Below are 17,295 nucleotides of genomic sequence, written 5' to 3' on the forward strand. Positions count from 1 at the left end.
TAATACAATTGCATTATCGCTCTTAAATTCCAGTAATCCATTTATGATGTCGCCAGCTTTTTTTAGAAGATTATCAGCAAAAACATTGAATACCCCAGTAGGTGATTTATCAAGCAACACTTTATTATTTTTCCAGTCTTTTAAATAGAATTGACCATCCGAGGCTCCTACAAGACCGATATCTAATAACTTATCCTCACTATTGAATCCAACTCCGATATTGGAACCGGGCGTTGGTCTCATTGTTAGATAACCAGTCATTATCCCCCCTGATCGCTTTACAACATCCATTTTATCAACCGCTTGTTGCAAAGCATCTATCTGTTTCTTGAGCTTATCGAACTCTGAAATATAGTTTTCTATTTTAATGTTTCCTTCTTTTACATCCCGTCTTAATGTAATCCGAATGTCTGGTGTACTCATTCGTTCTGTACTTTTTTCCATAACAAAATAAGCTGTCCAATCATCCGATGTGGAAACAGCTTGCGAGGACAATGTGTATGAAAATACGCCATTCTTTGCATCAACTATTTGGGCATCATCCCGGACGAACAGTCCGACTTGATTAATCGCTTCGTACTTCACTGCATACCCTGTTAAATCAACAAGTTGCCCCTTTTCTCTTACATTTACAGTAATCTTCAATCCGTTTTTATCATTTTGCCTCGAACGAATTGTTTTGGTAAACACAGGATCTGCTAAATCTATAATAATTTCCTCATTTCGCATGACTACACCTCTCTCTAACTATTCCTTTTCACGCGTCTAGGCGGTCTTCTTTGGCGTTTTACTTTGTTCCTGTGTTTTATATTCCCTTTAGGCTTTATCGGTTCTACTTCTTCGAATTTAGCCGTAGTTTTAGTTACATGCTCTTGAAATGCACTTGTTAATTGTGAAAGCATTCCGTATAAGCCTACACCATTTTCCTCTGATTCTTTTGGAATAACTAAACCATAATGTGTAGGAATTGCCTCTGTAGTAATTGTCGGCTCTCCTTCTTTACGATTCATACGCATTTCATAAAGTTTTGGAATATCGGTTTTCAAATTGTACTGTTTAATCTCCCATCCCATTACCTTTTCAAGTAAACTGGATGTAACAGGTCGGATATTGGTTTTATATGTTTCTTTCGAAGAAACTTTGAAGTCCGAAGCAATTACTCCTTGATAATAGGATCCAAGAGCTGTCTTGATTTGAATATAACCGTTTTCGTAACCTGAATTTCGTATCATCGCATATGGAAGTATGATATCTGTATCTCCTCCAGATGAAACCCCGATACTCGCAATCCAACTTTCATTGCGATAAAAACGGAACTGATCTTTGGCTTTAAATCTCATATCACTTTGCGCATTTAAAACAATCGTTTTGTCAGCATCAAGCATGGCATTCCCTGTTTGCGAAAAATATAAAGAAGCTGCATTCAAGTATCCATTGCCCTCAAGTCCTTTTGTAATTCCAATTCCACCAGACTTAACACTTGCATCTGAAAATTGATACAACATGATAGCGCCGTTTGCACCTGTTTGATCCGAGTCACCACCTAGAATAAAAGTGGGCTGTATTTCACCCCTACTATTTTTGTAATACCCAATAAAGGCTCTTACTTTCGAGGATTCATAAAGACGAATAAATTGTTTAGAGATATTTACAAAATTAGCCGAATTAGATGTTTTCAAAGTCGAACCTGTTATTTCTCCGCCTTGCACCAGATTTCCACTCAACGTACCTGCAGTAATAAAATCCGCAACAATTCTTCCATCACTTGTAATAGCAGTTCCATATGGGCCATTCACACCTGTGGAAGAATACCCTAATCCATTCAAGTTCCATTGCCAAACCTTTTTCGCACTCTTTTCATCTTTCGTGTCCATAATTAAAACACGATCTGGATAAAAACGAACATGTCCTCCGAATCCTGAATTAATAAGACTTGTAGCATTTGCTTTTGCTGCATCCAAAATAGAACTTGGCATATTGGATAACTCTTCTTGTACCAGATCAACCCTACCGGAAACGTCCGTAAAGGATTCTTTGAAGTTACCAATGGTTATATCCAGATACTCTTTTTTTATTGGATCATATTTATAAGCAATTACCTTCGCCTTTATATTAATACCATCTTCTTGATGCTCAACCGTAACTGTATCTGCCATATAAACACTCTGTAAATGCTTATAATCCTTATACTCTTCCGTTTGTGATAACTCCTGAAACTTAACGTTATAACTTGCTTTAGGCTGATCAACCTTTTGAATAGCAAACATATCCTTAGCTGCCTGGCGTAATAACCTATATGCTTCTTCTAACGGAACTGCATCTTCATCGTCAGCATTTTCACCAATAGCTGCTTTAATATGTTTAAATTCAACCACTTTAATTTTAGGATGAGGATACTTATTTATAAGTGGGCTATCCACATACTTTTCAGGAAGAAATAACCCATCAAAACCTTGTGGCATGATTCTAGTTATGGGACTTTTCCAATCCACATTACCTTCATATCCTAATAAATCTTTCTTATGACGAATAACTACCCCGCGATCCATACCACGATTTTGTAGCATCTTCACATCAAAATTATCTCGTTTTAATTCGCCACCCCAACGATTAACAAATGAATTGTCTTGACTAGAATCCAATAATGCTTCCACAGGATTTTTACGGACAATACGTGCACTGGCTATCTTTGGTACATCTGAATAAAACTGAAAAGGATGCTTATATTGGCATCCTGCTGACATACGATTCATTGCTCCATTACCATTTGTTGCTTCAGCAAAAATGTCTTCAATTAGATTTTCAGTTAAGTCATAAAAAATGTGATAACATTGTGCTGTAATCTCACCCATACTGACTTTAGGCGCTGCCACTCGAAATAGTTGTTCGCCATCAGGAGTTGGAACTTTAATAATGCTCATTCCCTCTATTTCCAGACCATGCGGCGCAAACAATGGATAACTAAATGAAAATAAAAATAAACCATTGAGTTCTTCCTCAACAGTTGCGTTATAAATATTTTTATCTAAAGCCCCTATACCATTGTGTGTAAAATCAGTTTCATTTGGTTTATATAAAGTAATCATTTATATCTCCACCTAGGTCGAATTTCCATAAATTGAATTGCTCCTGACCACTCTATTGTATTTTCTCCTACGTTGAATATAGGGAACTGCCCAACCATTTTATTATTCATTGATATGGTATCGGTATATGCTTCAAGTATTTCTGAGTCTATGACAACAGAACCATTCACATCTTTTATTTGAAAAGAGACGTCATTGATTGTTATACGGAAATTACCGTTTCCCACAATCCAAAACTTAGGATCAGATTCAATTGTACCTGAATTATAAATTACACCAGGTTTGGTGAGCTTTAGATTTACATCCTCTGTATATTCAAAGGGATCTAGTGTGAAATCCACCTCAAATTCACCATGCTCCTCAATTTCAGTTGTGATGTCTCCCATTTCAACATGCTTAATCTTCCGATGTACATCGTCATCTGTGAAAAAAAGTGTTTTCCCTTGTAATAACCAAGGTTTTGCACGTCTTATGAAAGGTTTAATATTTTCCCTTTCCAACATATTAAATTTCACCTTAAAAGGGACATTTTCATATGTCCCTTTCTTTGTAAGTGAACCATGTCGTCCTGGTATTTCTATATGTTCTACCTTTTGTTTTGCGGTTGGAATCACTGGACGACCTACTAAACCTAATCCGTAACTGCTTGCTAATTCATTATCGATTCCTATATCCAACAATTAAGTCGTCCTCCCTATTCCTATTTTTGAATTACGTCCTTTTTGAGCCAGTGCATCATCTATTTTTCCGACCATGCGGTCGATATCACGATCCTCCCTTACTGAAGGATTATAAATATGAATTACAGTTGGTTCAGTAGACATCGTTGCTGCAATCCCTTCACCAATCGCGCCTAATGTTTTTTTATTCAACGGTAAAACCGCTTCATTTCCAGCTTCTCCTGCACCTTGTAACTGACCATTACTCATACCGAAAATTGTAGGTCTAGTAAAAATACCGCCTTTTGCACGCCATTGTACACCAATGCCAGATGGATACGTAATGTCTTTCCCTAAAATGTTTTTCGTGCTAGTTTCTAAACTAAAATGCGGCATTTTAGGCATTTCCGGTTTCGGAATCTTTAATTTCAAATCACTGAAAAATCCTTTGATTTTATCAATGAATCCCTTCACTTTATCCACCGCATCTTTTATCGGGTCAATGATAAACCTCTTTGCTGCATCAAACTTTTCTTGAGCTGCATTTTTGACTGAATCAAATTTTTCCCGTGCTGTGTTGTACATATCATTAAATTTCTCTTTTGCAGAATTATAAGCTGAAATAACAGGATCAATGATATATTTATAAACTAGATTCCATGCCGTAAGTGTATAAGATTGGATTTTGGCCCAGTTACCTAGTATCCAATTCGCTAAATCATTCAATTTTTCTTTCGTTGCATTCCACAATTCCTGAACAGGCTGAATGACATATTGTTTTATTAGATTCCACGCTGAAAGTGTATAAGATTTCGCTGTTTCCCACTGTGAACTTAACCAAGAAATCAAATCACTGAATTTTTCTTTTGTTGTACTCCAAGCTTCTTGGACTGGCTGAACGATATATTGCTTAAATAATCCCCACGCAACTTGCGCCACAGCTTTTGCAATTTCCCATTGTGTACCTAACCAATCAACCAATTCACCAATTTGTTTACTCACCCAATCATACGCTTCTTGAATTGGTTGAATAATATATTGAGATATGGCCGCCCAAGCGATTTGTGCTCCAGCTTGTATTAATAACCATCCAGCCTCAAGAACTGTAGAAATCAAAGAAATAATTGGATCTAAAACCGTAACAATAGTATTCCAAGTTTCTTGCCAAGCTGTCTTTAATTGATCCCAAATAGAAGTTGCCGTTTCAACAATACCCGTCCACAATCCACTGAAAAATTCACCTAAAGGAGACAATATACTATCTGCTAATTCAATGAATGAAGACCACGATTCTGAAAAAAAATCAGTAATACCTGTCCAAATTTCAGATGCTGTATCAGAAATACCCGTCCATAAATCAGTGAAAAATTGACCTATAGGTTCAAAGAACTCATTTACCATATTTAAAAAATCTGACCAGGCTCCAGAAAAGTAATCAACTGTGGCAGACCAACCATCACTGCATGCCTGAACTATACCTGACCACAATTCACCAAACCAATCTTTAAATTGTGACCATTTTTCAGAAAGCCAATCTGTTATGGCACCCCAGTTTTTTATTAACATGATAATACCAGTTATCACCAAGGAAACTGCTGCGATGGTAGCTATTACAGGTAAAAACGCCAGATTCAATGCACCCAATGAAACAGCTAGAGCTGCTACAATTGGAGTTAGAATAATAAACGCCGCACTCAATGCACCCATCACGATTAAAAGCGTTTGATCGGCTTCGGACAATTTACTAAACCAATCCATTACAGCTTTAACTCCATCAACAATTGGAGGTAAAATATCTTTCGCTAATTCTGCAAATTTCTTTCCAAGTGGCTCTAACGCAGCCTGTGTTTCTCTTAGTGCTTTTTGAAATTGCTGCCCCAAAGATTCTTCCTGAAGTTTCTTCATTTCATCCATACGTCCAGTTACATCACCAAGACCACCATGTACATTATTTAAACTAAGTACAGCTTCAGCGCCCATGTCTTCCCATTTCACGCCAAATAAAGCAACACCAATCTGGTTTGCTTTTACTTTGTCATCCATCTTTTGAAGATCACCTAACACAGCATTAAAAACATCCGCTGCAGTTCCCTTACCTTCATTGAATGACTTCCATACTTTTTGTGTCTCTTCAGATAAATCGCCGAATCCTTCTGATACACCTTTCGAACCATCTTGTACACGGATACCAAATTCTTTCACCAGGTCATTGATATAGTCTAAGTTATACGAACCACTTTTTGTTCCATTTGCTAAAATCGTAAACATTTCTTGAGCACTAAAACCACCTTGTTTGAATAAAGGTGCATATTCAGAGAGGTTATCAAATAACTCATCTGAATAATTAAGACCTTCTTGAGCACCGGCAGCAAGTAAATCAAATGTTTCTTGTGTAGATAAACCAAATTGACTCATTAACTGCCCTGCACCTCGAGTGGCTTCATTTAAGTCTACATCGTAAATTTTTGCTAATGTTAAAACATCCTCCGATGCCATTTGGAGCTCATCATATGGAACATCTCTCATGTTTTGATAGACTTTTATAAGTGCATTGTCTACCTCTTCAAGATTTTCACCAAAACCTTTTTTCCAAGTATCAACAGCAATCTTTTGAAGGTTTTCGGCACCTTTTCCAGTCAATCCTAATGAAGCTTGAATTTTCCTCTGTGATCCATCAAACTCTATTGCTGTATTTACAATCGACTTTCCCATTTCAATTAACTTTTCAGATATTCCTTGTAGAACTTCAGCGGCTTCCATTAAATTGTTCATATCAAGTTTCTTACTGATTTCCGCCATACCATCCGCCGCTTGTGAACCACTCCGCCCAACACTCTGTAAGGAGTTTTCGAATTGCTTTAACGTCGTTTTTGCTTGGTTTAATTTAGCTTCAAGTTGCTGCACTTCAGTAGAATTCTCACCATACACACGCTTTGCGGCACTTAATTGTTGTTCTAAGTTGTGAACAACCCTATCCGTCATTTCCATTTGCTGACGTAGTTGTTTCTGCGCTAATTCCAATTTATCCGCTTCACTAGCATTTTGACCTAGTTCAGCATTTTGAAGTTTGAATGAGCTTGTCAAACGCTTCTGTTCAGCTTCAAGTTTCTTAGAATTCTCTTGTAAATCCAGTAAAGTTCCGCGTGCTTCCCTCGCTTCAATCGCTTGCTCGGAAAGGCCTTCATTCACTCTTTTCATTGCATTATCAAGAGAAGTTTCAGCACGTTCTGCATCTAGCAATTTACCGTACATTTTATTGAGTTGTTCAGCGGTTGTACTTGTGTCCTTGGACATCGCTTGATATTCAGAACGCAACATAGCTGTACGTTTCTTGGCTGCTTCCATTTGAATTTCAAGCTTCTTCTTTTCAGCAAGAAGTTTATCAGTCATCGTCGCATCTTGGCCCATTGCTGCAATATGATTTTTATATTCTTTCGCTGCATTATTCATAACCATATTGATTTGTTTCAATGTATTTGCATACTGAACCTGACCATCCATTTTAAAATTAAGGACGACATTCCTTTCTTTACTATTCCCTGGCATTTTCTCACCTCATTTCTTATAGGAATGGTGTTTGATCTAGCGTGTAGATTTGTTTTGGTGTCTGCTCATGTAATGCATCCGGATTGTTGTATCTGAGATGCATGATGAATTGCTTTAAAAAATGTGCAGGTGTGATTTTCCAGAAGTCATCCATACTTAAACCAAGCAACGTATTACCGACATAAAAATAAAAATCCCAGTCCAATTCGGACTGAGATTCCTCGTTTTTAGTCAGTATGTTTTTTACTTTTTTTCTTGCTTCAGCTTCTCCATATCAGAATTCTGGAAAGTTTGGTCACTGAAGATCTCGTATACAACGATGAAGATGTCAGGTAAATCATTCATAGGAATGGCACCTTTAATTTCATCTAATGTACATTCCGTACCACCACTACGTACCATCGCATAAATTAATGCACGCATCAATTTCGCTTCATTTTCTCCCAGGCTAAATTGACCTTTAGCTAACATATCATTCATTTCTTTTTCAAATTCATGATAAGGTGTTCCAAATGCTTCTTCCACATAAGGAAAAGATTCAAAAGTAAAAATAACAGGGATTGAGACACCTTGTATCTTAATGCTATTTCTAGTTATATTTACATTTACTAAATCACTTAAACGTGCCATAATTACCCTCCTTATTTACCTGTTTGAGTCGTTCCACCTAGCTGCGCTAGTTGAGATTCATCACAAATTACTTGTTTTAGGAAATCTTCAGCTTTAATTTCTTTTGCCTCTGGATCACCAGTATCCAATTCAGCTTGTGTTACATCATTAAATAACAATGGATCTGCTGTAATTGTGTAAGCAATGTCATCCACAGTCATTTCATCACCTTGTGTTTTCCAAGATTCCTCTACTGGAGCAACTGTACATTTTGGGTACCAACGTAATATTTTTGTTCCATCATTTAAAGGGAATACAACCCCTACTGCGAACTTTGGATACGCCTTCGCCTTCGCTGTTTCAAAAGACACACCTTTTTTACGTGTTTTTGCAAAGATTTTATCTTTTACTTCACGATTTAGACCAGCAAGGTTAAAAGCTAATCCAAACGCTGTATTTTTGACAATGTTAATAATTTTTTTGTTAGATGCCCACTTTGTAAAATTAGTAGAAGTAGTGGAAATCGTTAAATCAGAAATATTCGTTTGTCTATAAACAATATCCTCATAAGTTGGTAGTGCACTAGAAGTTTCATTTCCCTTCATCAAGCACAGATATAAATCTTCAATCCCTACGGAATATTGAATTTCTTTATTTTCAATTGTCATGTGTCTCATCCTCACATTCTATCCATTATTTTTTGTGCCATAATATCAGCAATTTTGTCACCTTCTGCATCAAAGGTATTCTGAGAAAAATGTAGACCTTTCACTCGACCTTTTCCATTCGCTTTTTTATGGCCATGTTCAGCTAGATACCAATACCATGCTGCATCTTCGAATTCCACAGATACATGATCATTCTTTACAACGACTTTCAAGCTATTTTTTAAATGTACTCGCTTGTTCTTATCCGACATTTTAATACGCTTTTTTAATTCTGCTGCAAAATACTTGGCTGCTTCATCTAACACATCCAAACTTACTTTTTTATTCACCCGTAATAGCGTATTGATATCTTCTAAAGCTTCAGCAAAGCCATTGTTATTTGAAGCCATTACTGGATACACCTCACATACGTTATAAACTGCGTGATAGTGTCGTCATTCTCGTCATAACCCATTCCATCAAACTGAGAATAAGACACGCCTACTTCATTAAAAACAGCCTTTAATGGTTCATAATCTTTTTCAGTTCCATTTGTGATAACTGCAATTTGATAAAGTGGCATATCTTTTAGAACCTTATTAGAAGCCCTCTTATGTTGCTCATTCACAAATTCATACACAATATAAGGGTAATCTCCCCCTGTAGGAGCACTATCACGAGAAACTGGAATACCAGATTTCTTCATAAGACTTCGCAACTGTTCAAAATTAATTTGCATACGATAGTGACACCTCCATCAATCGGTCTTCTTCTTTTACATAAATGCGTTCAATGTTATAAATACGGCCACCAACTTTTACGCGATAATTCTTTTGATTGTTTTCAATGTCACGATCAATACGAACTTCAATTTTCTTTACAATTTCATTCGTATCTTTTGTTGTGAATTTATCAGTGGCCGTAACTCCAATGTTGTTATATCGAATTTTCCGTTCTAATGGATATCCCATCACAACACGGTCTGTTACTGGGTCAATCGTCTCTCCTAATTTGAGTAAATCACCCATCCATTTGAGTTTATTCGTCTTCCTCCTCGGCATCATAAACCTCCTGGACAAAGAATGGTGTCAAAGCATCCAAAGCTTGTTCTAATTCTTTTTCAGCTACACGATATTCATAAAAAATACCTGCACACATAATGACCAGGTATTCCACTTCTCTTCCACATGCTTTTTTTACATATCGTTGACCTTGCTTAATATAAAAAGAGAGCATAGAATCATCCATACCCTCTTCCCAATGAATATGAGATTTTAATTTCTCAATTAAATCATCCATATTAAGCCCCAGTAGAAGCTTTTAAAACATACTTATAAACTGGAACTTCAAATGGAGAATGAATTAATTGAGCATCTAGTAAGTTCCAGATACGGAAGCCTACACGGTTTGTACGTGAGAATAACTCAACTAACTTTTGTACTTCTAGTGATCCAATAACATCTTGAATATAGAACTTAGAGAAATCACCGAAATAGAATACTGGTGTATCTGGTGTATCTGGTGAATCAGGGATATCAATTGCATCTTCTTCCTCAACAGGGAAGCCTAATAATGTATAACCAATGCCGCCCTCTGCTTGATTAAATGGACGAAGTAATGGGAAACCATCATCCGTTTTCATTGTTTCAATTTTTGTTAGTGCTGCTGTATTTAACACCCATCTTGCTTTTTTACGAATTTCTTTAACCGGTGTATTTTTCATTTTTACTAATGCATCATAGAGATTTTTTTCATCCGTTTTAAATTCAACGGCTTTCTTTGCCAATGCACCATCATTTATATTATTAGCTTCATCGCCATTCACCATATATTGCGTTTCTTTACGAACATAAGCTTTTTTCAGCTCATCCATAACAATTTGTTCAATCGGTAAACCTGTACGTGCTAATAATTTTTTCGTCACTGTAGCCAGTGCATCAAATTCCGTTGGTGATAATTCGATTTCATCGAACTCGATATCCGTTTCTGGCATTTCATTATTTGTTCGCTCATTTTTATGACCTTGTGCTTCTGCCTTTTTAACTAAAACAGGATACTTAATATTTTCTTTTGTTTTTACTCCTGTTCCTAATCGACGTAAGAAGTTTTCTTCTTGAGCATACGTAATAATTTCTTTACTCAAGAAATCTGGAATCGTAACAGAACCATTACCAGTCACTAACCCTAATGCACGGGCTTCCTTTTCATCAATATTACCAACAATGTAGTTAGCAAATACGGAACGAATTTCTGTTTCTTTGTTTGCACGATGACCTTTAGTAGAAAGAGCTGCTGCGATAGATGCTGAAATAGCTGAACGTTGTTCTTCTGACAGTTCCGTTTTTTCATTCGGATTTTCTTTTGCTGCTGGGTCTTCTTTTTTATCTGGATCTTCATCTTTCTTTTTGTCCGGATCTTCTCCTTTTTCTTCCGCTTCTAATTTTGCTAACTCATCAGTGATAGTTTGTACTTCCTTTGTTAATGCTTCTACTTCAGCTTTAATTGCTGCTAATTCTTCTGAACGAACTTCATTTTTTTCTACTTTCCCTTGTAATTCTGCTAATCGAGATTTCGTTCTTGTTAAAGATGCGTTTAAGATTTCTTTTAAATTCATGTTAATTTTCCTCCAAAACTTTTTTTATTTGTTTAATAAGATTGTTTCTTTCTTCTGTATCATCTTCCACAACTGTTTTTACAGCTGCTTCTTCACTTCTCATTTCAATCATGGCTGTATTTTCGCCCCTGGTTTCAATGGAAGTAGCAACATAGGCTGGTGTCATATCTAAAATAGAAACTTCTAAGAGTTCTAATTCTTCAATAGATCGTTTTTGAACACCAGATTCGCCTTCTTCCCAGGAATCTTTTTCAGAAACAAAGCCAAATGACCAACCACGCAATTCTTTATTCCTTGCTTTCTCAATTATTTGTTCATCTGTAACTGTAGCGATGGCTCTTAAACCAATATTGTCTTCGTACAATTCCAGATTGCCATTTTCAATAGAACCAAGCTTTCTATTTTTGTTGTGATTAAAAAGCAAGTCCACATTCTTTGCTTTCTTTAACGCTTTTTCAAATGTCTTAGGAACAATTTTCTCTTTGAAATATCCCTTTGGTGAAGGCAACATTCGACTTTCCCTGTCCACAACATTTACGTAACCATCAAGTATGACTTGATTCCCTCGGACCTCAATTTTCATCATTTTCACATCCTTTCATTCCTAGAAATAGTTTTTCTGCTATCATTTGATGAGTAAGGAGGTGATCCCAATGATTTTATCTATCCAAACAGAAAAAGATTTTAAAGAAAATTTTGAGTTTGCCCACAAAACGTTAGCGTTTATTGACGAAATTGACATTGAAAATCGCGCCAAATTTCAATCCATTTCACAGATTTCTAAAACAAAGTATTTAATCCGTTTCAAAAGTTATTCTTTTCCTGGTTGTCAAGACTACAGCATAACAATTGAAGCAATATATTCGGAGAACCAATGGCTAATTTCTCTTTTGAATAAACCCGTAGATTAACAATTTTATAAAACAAATAGGGAGGCTTCTCTTGTTCTACTGAACACATCAAAATGCCATTTCCAGTCCTACAATTTCCAACTACCACATCGAACATTGTAGGACTTTTCTTATGAATTCTAATGTCCATGTCTCCACAACTAACATGAATTGTATCTCCCTTCACGTTTAGTCACCTCCTTCCACTGAACCATCGGCCGCTTCTTTCTTACCGATTTCGGTTATATCATTTGACATATAAATAGATTGTGATTCCTTTGTATTTTGTTTAGGGAATCCAAGCATATCGGCAACATTATCAGGTGAAGTAATAGCTGTACGCACAAGGTTGTAACCGATATTTGTCTTGTTGCTATAAGTAACAAAATCAAGAATATTTAGCTTAAACTTAATTCGTTTCCCCGAATTTTGACCATAAAAAAGAAGACTCAAATGGTCTTCAAAATTTTTCATTATTGGTCTAACTGCCTTGTTGTGGATATACATCATTGCTTTCTCAATATCTTCTTTGATTAGCTCTGTGTATGTATCCACATTTATGCCTAAATACTTACCTAAATCTTTTTTATATACATTTAGGTATGCTAGGGTCTTTTCGTCGTCTAACGGGCTTTTAAGTGTGTCTATTGAATACCCTTTTCCAAGAGGAATCATTTTTACAGACCTTGCTTCATCGATTGATTCCAGTTGATCTAAAATTGCATTGATTAATTTTGACTGCGCTCCATTCTGTGGATTGATATGGGCATCTAAATTTAACAAGAATGCTAATAGTCCACCCTTTTTATATTTGTCAGTTAAAGTTTTCTCGGCTGACATAACACCCTCAAGTGTATCTCTTCCCAAATCAAGAAGGCCTTTTCCTCTTAAATGATCTGCGCCAATATTTTTCACATGACGAATCATAAACGGAGGAATTTCGTGACCACCAATATTAAAATGCTCTACTAAATTATCATCTAACTCTGTAAATACATTTGAAGCTAAATGTATTTGAGCACCATTTAATACAGGGAACGTTTCTCCCTCGAGTAAATAAGTATTCGTCATTAATTTAATGAATTCAGATTGTGTAAGATAATCATTCGGATTCTTTAAAATACGAAGTGCAATATCATCTTTAGTTTCATTCCCGAATTCATCTTCCACAACGATATCAGCCAATACCATTTGATTACTGATATCTTGTAACAACTCGTAAACATCGCTAGATTGTAAGATGTTTGAATCTGTAACATACACACCACCATAACGAATACTCTTTCCTAAAACATCATCAAGATAACCACGCTTTTCAGCCTTTTTAAATAAGTAATTTGAAAATCTATCCCTTAAACCCAATTTTTCACCGCCTCTCTATCGATAAATATCACCAATCAATTCATCCATACCTTCCTCTGTTATGCTATCCATAACCATCATCGTTTCTTTATGAGCAACTAAAAAAGCAACAAATCCATCAATCTTCTTTTTGGACTGTCGCTTACTTGGGGCTTTCATTCCGTTAATATTTGTTACTACTACAACATTAAGGGCGCAATAAACAAATAAAGGATTGTCTGTAATTAAACGCTTTTCATAAATTAGTATTTCTGAATCGTCAAGCATTGCATTCATAACGTTTGGATACTGATTTACTGCAATGCATTCTAAACCGAGGTTTTCAAGCTTCTCTATTAACTTTTGGGACATTGCTGGATCATAGTTTATTTGTTGCACATCGTACAAATCCATACATTCAACGATATATTCCATAACTTGATCCTGGTCAATCATTTTCCCATCACAAAAAGTAGCAAAACCACGTTCAACCATATCTGTATATGGAACATTATCCTCTTTTTCTTTAAAATCAATATTCTCATTAGGAAGGAAATACATCTGTTTTACTTTTATAATTGACCTTCCTTCCTCATCATGTGAAGGGAAATTTAAACTTACGCATGTTAAATCTGTTGTTTTCGATAAGTCCAATCCTAAATAACAAATTTCACCTGTAAGATCACCCAAATCTTCCACAAGAACATGTTGTACTTGATCATGCTCAAAATAATTATCAGCACCATTTACGAAAACATTTAAGTGTTTGGAAAGGAACTCAGCTTTTGAATGTGCAGACTGTTTCGCCTTTTTGAACTCAATTTCAAGTGTTTCCATTGTAACGGAAACACCAATATTCGGGTTAACCATTTCCCAAACTTTACGATCTTCCCAATCATAATTTTTATTTGGCTCCCAGATTGCAACAAACAAAGAATCGTCATCGTCATTTTCCAAAACAAATTTCGCATACTTATAAACACGCATACCGACAGATGAAGCACCCTTACCAGCTGTTGAAATATTAAGCATTATCGGTTGTTCACGAGAAATCTGCGCTGACTTCAAGTTATCATACATGTCCATATTTTCCTGTGCATGGAGCTCGTCATTTAACACAAAATAAGGGTTCTTTCCTTCAAGACCCTTCGTGTTTTTCGTTAATACTTTGAATTTATTTTGATATGCAATTCCATTGATGCTATATCGGTACATAGCACCACTAACTGTTCCATTCACACCTTTATAAATTTGTGTATGCCGTGCCAGAGGTTCGGAGTTCTCTATCGCTTGTGCAATTGGTTCAGCTGCATTTTGCGCTTGTTCATAATCTGATGCCGCACAATAACAATCCGCTCCAAGTTCAAGTTCTCCATACATAGCATAGAGCAATGCACCTGCTGCGATAATAGTTTTTCCGTTCTTCTTTGGCACTTGAACATATGATTCACGAATAACACGGACTGTTTTTCCTTTTTCGTTTTTATGATACCAACCATACATATTCGCAAAAACAAACATTTCCCAAAGCTCTAATTCCATCAATTGACCTGCAAGTGGTCCTTTAACATGACGGATGAACGATTGAACGAAATCTAACATTTCATTCGCTCGATCTACATCAAACCAAATATCTTTACGCTTTTTCCACTTCTTATAACGTTCTACAGCAAGAATGATCGACTTCGGGTACTTCTTTTTATTACGCATGACGTTATTCGCATACTTATCAGCATAGTTAACGCCTGATGTAATAATCATTGGGTTTTCCGCCATTTATTCCGATGAGCTGCTAATTCGTCTTTAGGCTCATTAGATTGAATATTCCCTGCATTTTTAGGTGTCTTTTGTACACTTTTTCCCTTATTCGTCATCCCTAGAGCTTCTAACATTTTATTCTTCTTATCATTCCAGGTTTCAACTTGTTGAGCGAGCGGATGTTTCATTTCATTTACTGCACCAGCCTTGTTTTTATGCGTTTTTGTAGGAGCAAAACCATCGGCTTTCCATTCTTCAAACATCGTTTTATAAATGATAAAAGCATCTAAATAATTATCAATTAATGGTTCTAAGGAAGGTGTGAAATTGTCATCTTCAGTCAATAATTTTATGATTCTATTTCGTTCTTCATCCCTTGCTACATCTAACATTTCAATCTTTTTCTTTTTCGACATTCGAGCCATGTTCACACCCCCCTTTATTTTTAAAAATGGTGCAACTATTTGTGTGCCACCTACGCTACCTATCCTCCCCAGAGAGGAATTTTTAACTTTTGATAGGGGGGCTTCCAAAATAACTCGGAAAAACTTTTTTCGGTTTATCTTCATTTTCTTCGATTGTATGACAAACTGGACAAAGTAACCTTAAGTTATTTTCTTCTAATTTAAGAGTTTGGTCTTCTTTGATTGGGATTACGTGATGAACATGAGCACGCCTACCAAAGACAAACTGTCCACATCGTTGACAACATCCCTTCTCTCTTTCATATACCTTTGACCTGACAAACTTCCATGCATCAGTTCGATAGAATGATTTGTTATCATGATGGTAGATCTTCTTATCTTTCTTCTTCCTTGGCTTGTTACGCTTATGCTCTTCACAGTAACGTCCTTTGCTTATCTTGTTATGGCAGCCATTGAAGTCACAGTATTTCATGATAGTAAGTCAATGATATCTTCTTTCTTTTTAACATCAGCTGGAATCTCAATGCCTAGCTCATCAGCATACTCACGTAACTCTTTTATTGTCTTATTACTCAAGATAAGGTCTGTACCTGCTTCACCAATTGCCAACGTATCTTTAGTCAAATACCCTCCTGTTGCAAATCCTTTATCAGCAATCATACTCTCAGGATTAACAGTTACTTCAAATTCTGGTTCTTCACCTGTAGGAACAAATAGACTCTTCTTCTTTTCATTATCCCAATACTCTGTACCTGATATTGTTTTTCTTGTTTCAGTAATCAATTAGATTCACACTCCTTATAATTATTTTCTTTCTTCCAAGTCTCGAACTCTTCTTTAGCAAGACCCAAACCTTTATCTAACCATTGCAACTGTATCTTGTTTTGTTCCACAATCTCAGAGCTAGTTTTAATTGTTACTACAATCTGTTCTCTTCTAGCCTCTTGTTCTTTAATCCACGCATCCATTTGCTTTACATATATCTCATCTGGACTCATTTACTTAACACCATCCTTTTTAAATGCAACACGTTTGCGCTTATCTTTACCTAGATAACCTCAAGAACTCTCTCATGCCAACTACAACCTCTTTATCGTTTTCAATAAGCCTACCTTTGACATAGATATCTCCATTACTTTTCAAAGATACAATCTCTTGTTCACCAACTTTTAAAATGATACTGTCATGTGAAGTATCTCTTGCCAACTTATTTAAATCTCCATTATGAAATATAAGACTCATCTCTACACCACCTATGTAATTTTTTGCATAATAAAAAGCACCCGTTTTGGATGCTTTTTATAGTTTGAATTTTTCTACTGTATCTGTTAGCTCAACTGCTATTCCTAATAAGCTTTTTTTCGTTCCTGTTTCTGCTTCTTTCTTTTTAATAAGCCACTCTGGATAATTTAATTCTTCCAGTAGATTTCTGAAATATTTTGGATTTACTTGTAGGATATCAGGATTTTTCCCGTTAAACCTTCGATATTTCATTAGTGCTTCTAATAATTCTTCATTTAACATGAATTATAGTTCCTCCCCTTATATTCTACGTTTATAACTATTCATTACTGTCTACAATGATTCCTGTAAATGATTCCATTTCTTATATAGTTTAAAAGGAGGCCGTTATGAAATTCTTAAAAATACTACTTATTCTCTTTGTTTTTATCATTCTTACATGGTTTTGGTTTCCTAAATAAAAAAGAGCAACCGTGCA

General features: G+C 35.9%; 21 protein-coding genes. 1 reads left to right on the forward strand and 20 read right to left on the reverse strand.

The window, feature by feature from the left end; translation table 11 throughout:
- The 12 genes from MR168_RS16340 to MR168_RS16395 all read right to left on the reverse strand — a co-directional run.
- Positions 1 to 729, reverse strand: a 729-nt coding sequence (locus MR168_RS16340; RefSeq protein ID WP_242291425.1) for a BppU family phage baseplate upper protein, incomplete at its 3' end; no start/stop codon positions are given.
- Positions 730 to 743: 14 nt separating this feature from the next.
- The gene (locus MR168_RS16345; RefSeq protein ID WP_086412094.1) at positions 744 to 3,086 is read right to left on the reverse strand and encodes a phage tail spike protein; all 2,343 of its coding nucleotides are present in this window, start codon (positions 3,084 to 3,086) and stop codon (positions 744 to 746) included.
- Positions 3,083 to 3,766, reverse strand: a complete 684-nt coding sequence (locus MR168_RS16350; RefSeq protein WP_000884123.1) for a phage tail domain-containing protein — start codon at positions 3,764 to 3,766, stop codon at positions 3,083 to 3,085. Before MR168_RS16350 ends, MR168_RS16345 begins: the two co-directional genes overlap by 4 nt.
- The gene (locus MR168_RS16355; RefSeq protein ID WP_086412095.1) at positions 3,767 to 7,291 is read right to left on the reverse strand and encodes a phage tail tape measure protein; all 3,525 of its coding nucleotides are present in this window, start codon (positions 7,289 to 7,291) and stop codon (positions 3,767 to 3,769) included.
- A 243-nt stretch (positions 7,292 to 7,534) separates the two neighbouring features.
- The gene (locus MR168_RS16360; protein WP_086412096.1) at positions 7,535 to 7,921 is read right to left on the reverse strand and encodes a hypothetical protein; all 387 of its coding nucleotides are present in this window, start codon (positions 7,919 to 7,921) and stop codon (positions 7,535 to 7,537) included.
- Between the two features lie 11 nt (positions 7,922 to 7,932).
- Positions 7,933 to 8,568 (reverse strand): major tail protein, encoded by a 636-nt coding sequence (locus MR168_RS16365; protein ID WP_000151366.1) that lies wholly within the window; start codon positions 8,566 to 8,568, stop codon positions 7,933 to 7,935.
- Positions 8,569 to 8,579: 11 nt separating this feature from the next.
- Entirely contained in the window at positions 8,580 to 8,957 is a 378-nt protein-coding gene (locus MR168_RS16370; RefSeq protein ID WP_000157921.1) for an HK97 gp10 family phage protein, read from the reverse strand.
- Positions 8,957 to 9,286, reverse strand: a complete 330-nt coding sequence (locus MR168_RS16375; protein ID WP_001166633.1) for a hypothetical protein — start codon at positions 9,284 to 9,286, stop codon at positions 8,957 to 8,959. Before MR168_RS16375 ends, MR168_RS16370 begins: the two co-directional genes overlap by 1 nt.
- Positions 9,276 to 9,608, reverse strand: a complete 333-nt coding sequence (locus MR168_RS16380) for a hypothetical protein (protein WP_140159334.1) — start codon at positions 9,606 to 9,608, stop codon at positions 9,276 to 9,278. Before MR168_RS16380 ends, MR168_RS16375 begins: the two co-directional genes overlap by 11 nt.
- Entirely contained in the window at positions 9,586 to 9,846 is a 261-nt protein-coding gene (locus MR168_RS16385; RefSeq protein ID WP_000342229.1) for a head-tail connector protein, read from the reverse strand. The genes MR168_RS16380 and MR168_RS16385 overlap by 23 nt, the downstream gene beginning before the upstream one ends.
- Position 9,847: 1 nt before the next feature.
- Positions 9,848 to 11,161: a phage major capsid protein gene (locus tag MR168_RS16390; RefSeq protein WP_086411468.1), complete on the reverse strand. Its 1,314-nt coding sequence runs from the start codon at positions 11,159 to 11,161 to the stop codon at positions 9,848 to 9,850.
- Between the two features lies 1 nt (position 11,162).
- Entirely contained in the window at positions 11,163 to 11,744 is a 582-nt protein-coding gene (locus MR168_RS16395) for an HK97 family phage prohead protease (protein WP_000687902.1), read from the reverse strand.
- 70 nt (positions 11,745 to 11,814) lie between these two features.
- Here MR168_RS16395 and MR168_RS16400 point away from each other — a divergent pair, with 70 nt between their 5' ends.
- Positions 11,815 to 12,072, forward strand: coding sequence for a hypothetical protein (locus tag MR168_RS16400; protein ID WP_000603760.1), 258 nt, complete (start codon positions 11,815 to 11,817; stop codon positions 12,070 to 12,072).
- Between the two features lie 168 nt (positions 12,073 to 12,240).
- On the opposite strand, the gene MR168_RS16405 is transcribed toward MR168_RS16400, so the two are convergent.
- The 8 genes from MR168_RS16405 to MR168_RS16440 all read right to left on the reverse strand — a co-directional run bounded on the left by MR168_RS16405 (position 12,241) and on the right by MR168_RS16440 (position 17,099).
- Positions 12,241 to 13,413, reverse strand: a complete 1,173-nt coding sequence (locus MR168_RS16405) for a phage portal protein (protein WP_086411467.1) — start codon at positions 13,411 to 13,413, stop codon at positions 12,241 to 12,243.
- Positions 13,414 to 13,428: 15 nt separating this feature from the next.
- On the reverse strand, positions 13,429 to 15,153 hold the full coding sequence (locus MR168_RS16410; protein ID WP_086411466.1) for a terminase large subunit: 1,725 nt from the start codon (positions 15,151 to 15,153) through the stop codon (positions 13,429 to 13,431).
- Complete coding sequence (locus tag MR168_RS16415) at positions 15,150 to 15,575, reverse strand: P27 family phage terminase small subunit (protein WP_000113444.1); 426 nt, start codon at positions 15,573 to 15,575, stop codon at positions 15,150 to 15,152. The genes MR168_RS16410 and MR168_RS16415 overlap by 4 nt, the downstream gene beginning before the upstream one ends.
- An 82-nt stretch (positions 15,576 to 15,657) precedes the next feature.
- Positions 15,658 to 16,047 (reverse strand): HNH endonuclease, encoded by a 390-nt coding sequence (locus tag MR168_RS16420; RefSeq protein WP_086411465.1) that lies wholly within the window; start codon positions 16,045 to 16,047, stop codon positions 15,658 to 15,660.
- Entirely contained in the window at positions 16,044 to 16,358 is a 315-nt protein-coding gene (locus MR168_RS16425; RefSeq protein WP_000627439.1) for a Rho termination factor N-terminal domain-containing protein, read from the reverse strand. Before MR168_RS16425 ends, MR168_RS16420 begins: the two co-directional genes overlap by 4 nt.
- Entirely contained in the window at positions 16,355 to 16,573 is a 219-nt protein-coding gene (locus tag MR168_RS16430; protein ID WP_000074276.1) for a hypothetical protein, read from the reverse strand. Before MR168_RS16430 ends, MR168_RS16425 begins: the two co-directional genes overlap by 4 nt.
- 46 nt (positions 16,574 to 16,619) lie before the next feature.
- Positions 16,620 to 16,817, reverse strand: a complete 198-nt coding sequence (locus MR168_RS16435; protein WP_086411464.1) for a hypothetical protein — start codon at positions 16,815 to 16,817, stop codon at positions 16,620 to 16,622.
- A gap of 57 nt (positions 16,818 to 16,874) precedes the next feature.
- Positions 16,875 to 17,099 (reverse strand): hypothetical protein, encoded by a 225-nt coding sequence (locus tag MR168_RS16440; protein ID WP_000930966.1) that lies wholly within the window; start codon positions 17,097 to 17,099, stop codon positions 16,875 to 16,877.
- Positions 17,100 to 17,295 lie beyond the last annotated feature (196 nt).

Origin of the sequence: Bacillus cereus group sp. BfR-BA-01356 (assembly GCF_022663635.1) — a bacterium.
GTDB lineage: Bacteria > Bacillota > Bacilli > Bacillales > Bacillaceae_G > Bacillus_A > Bacillus_A cereus.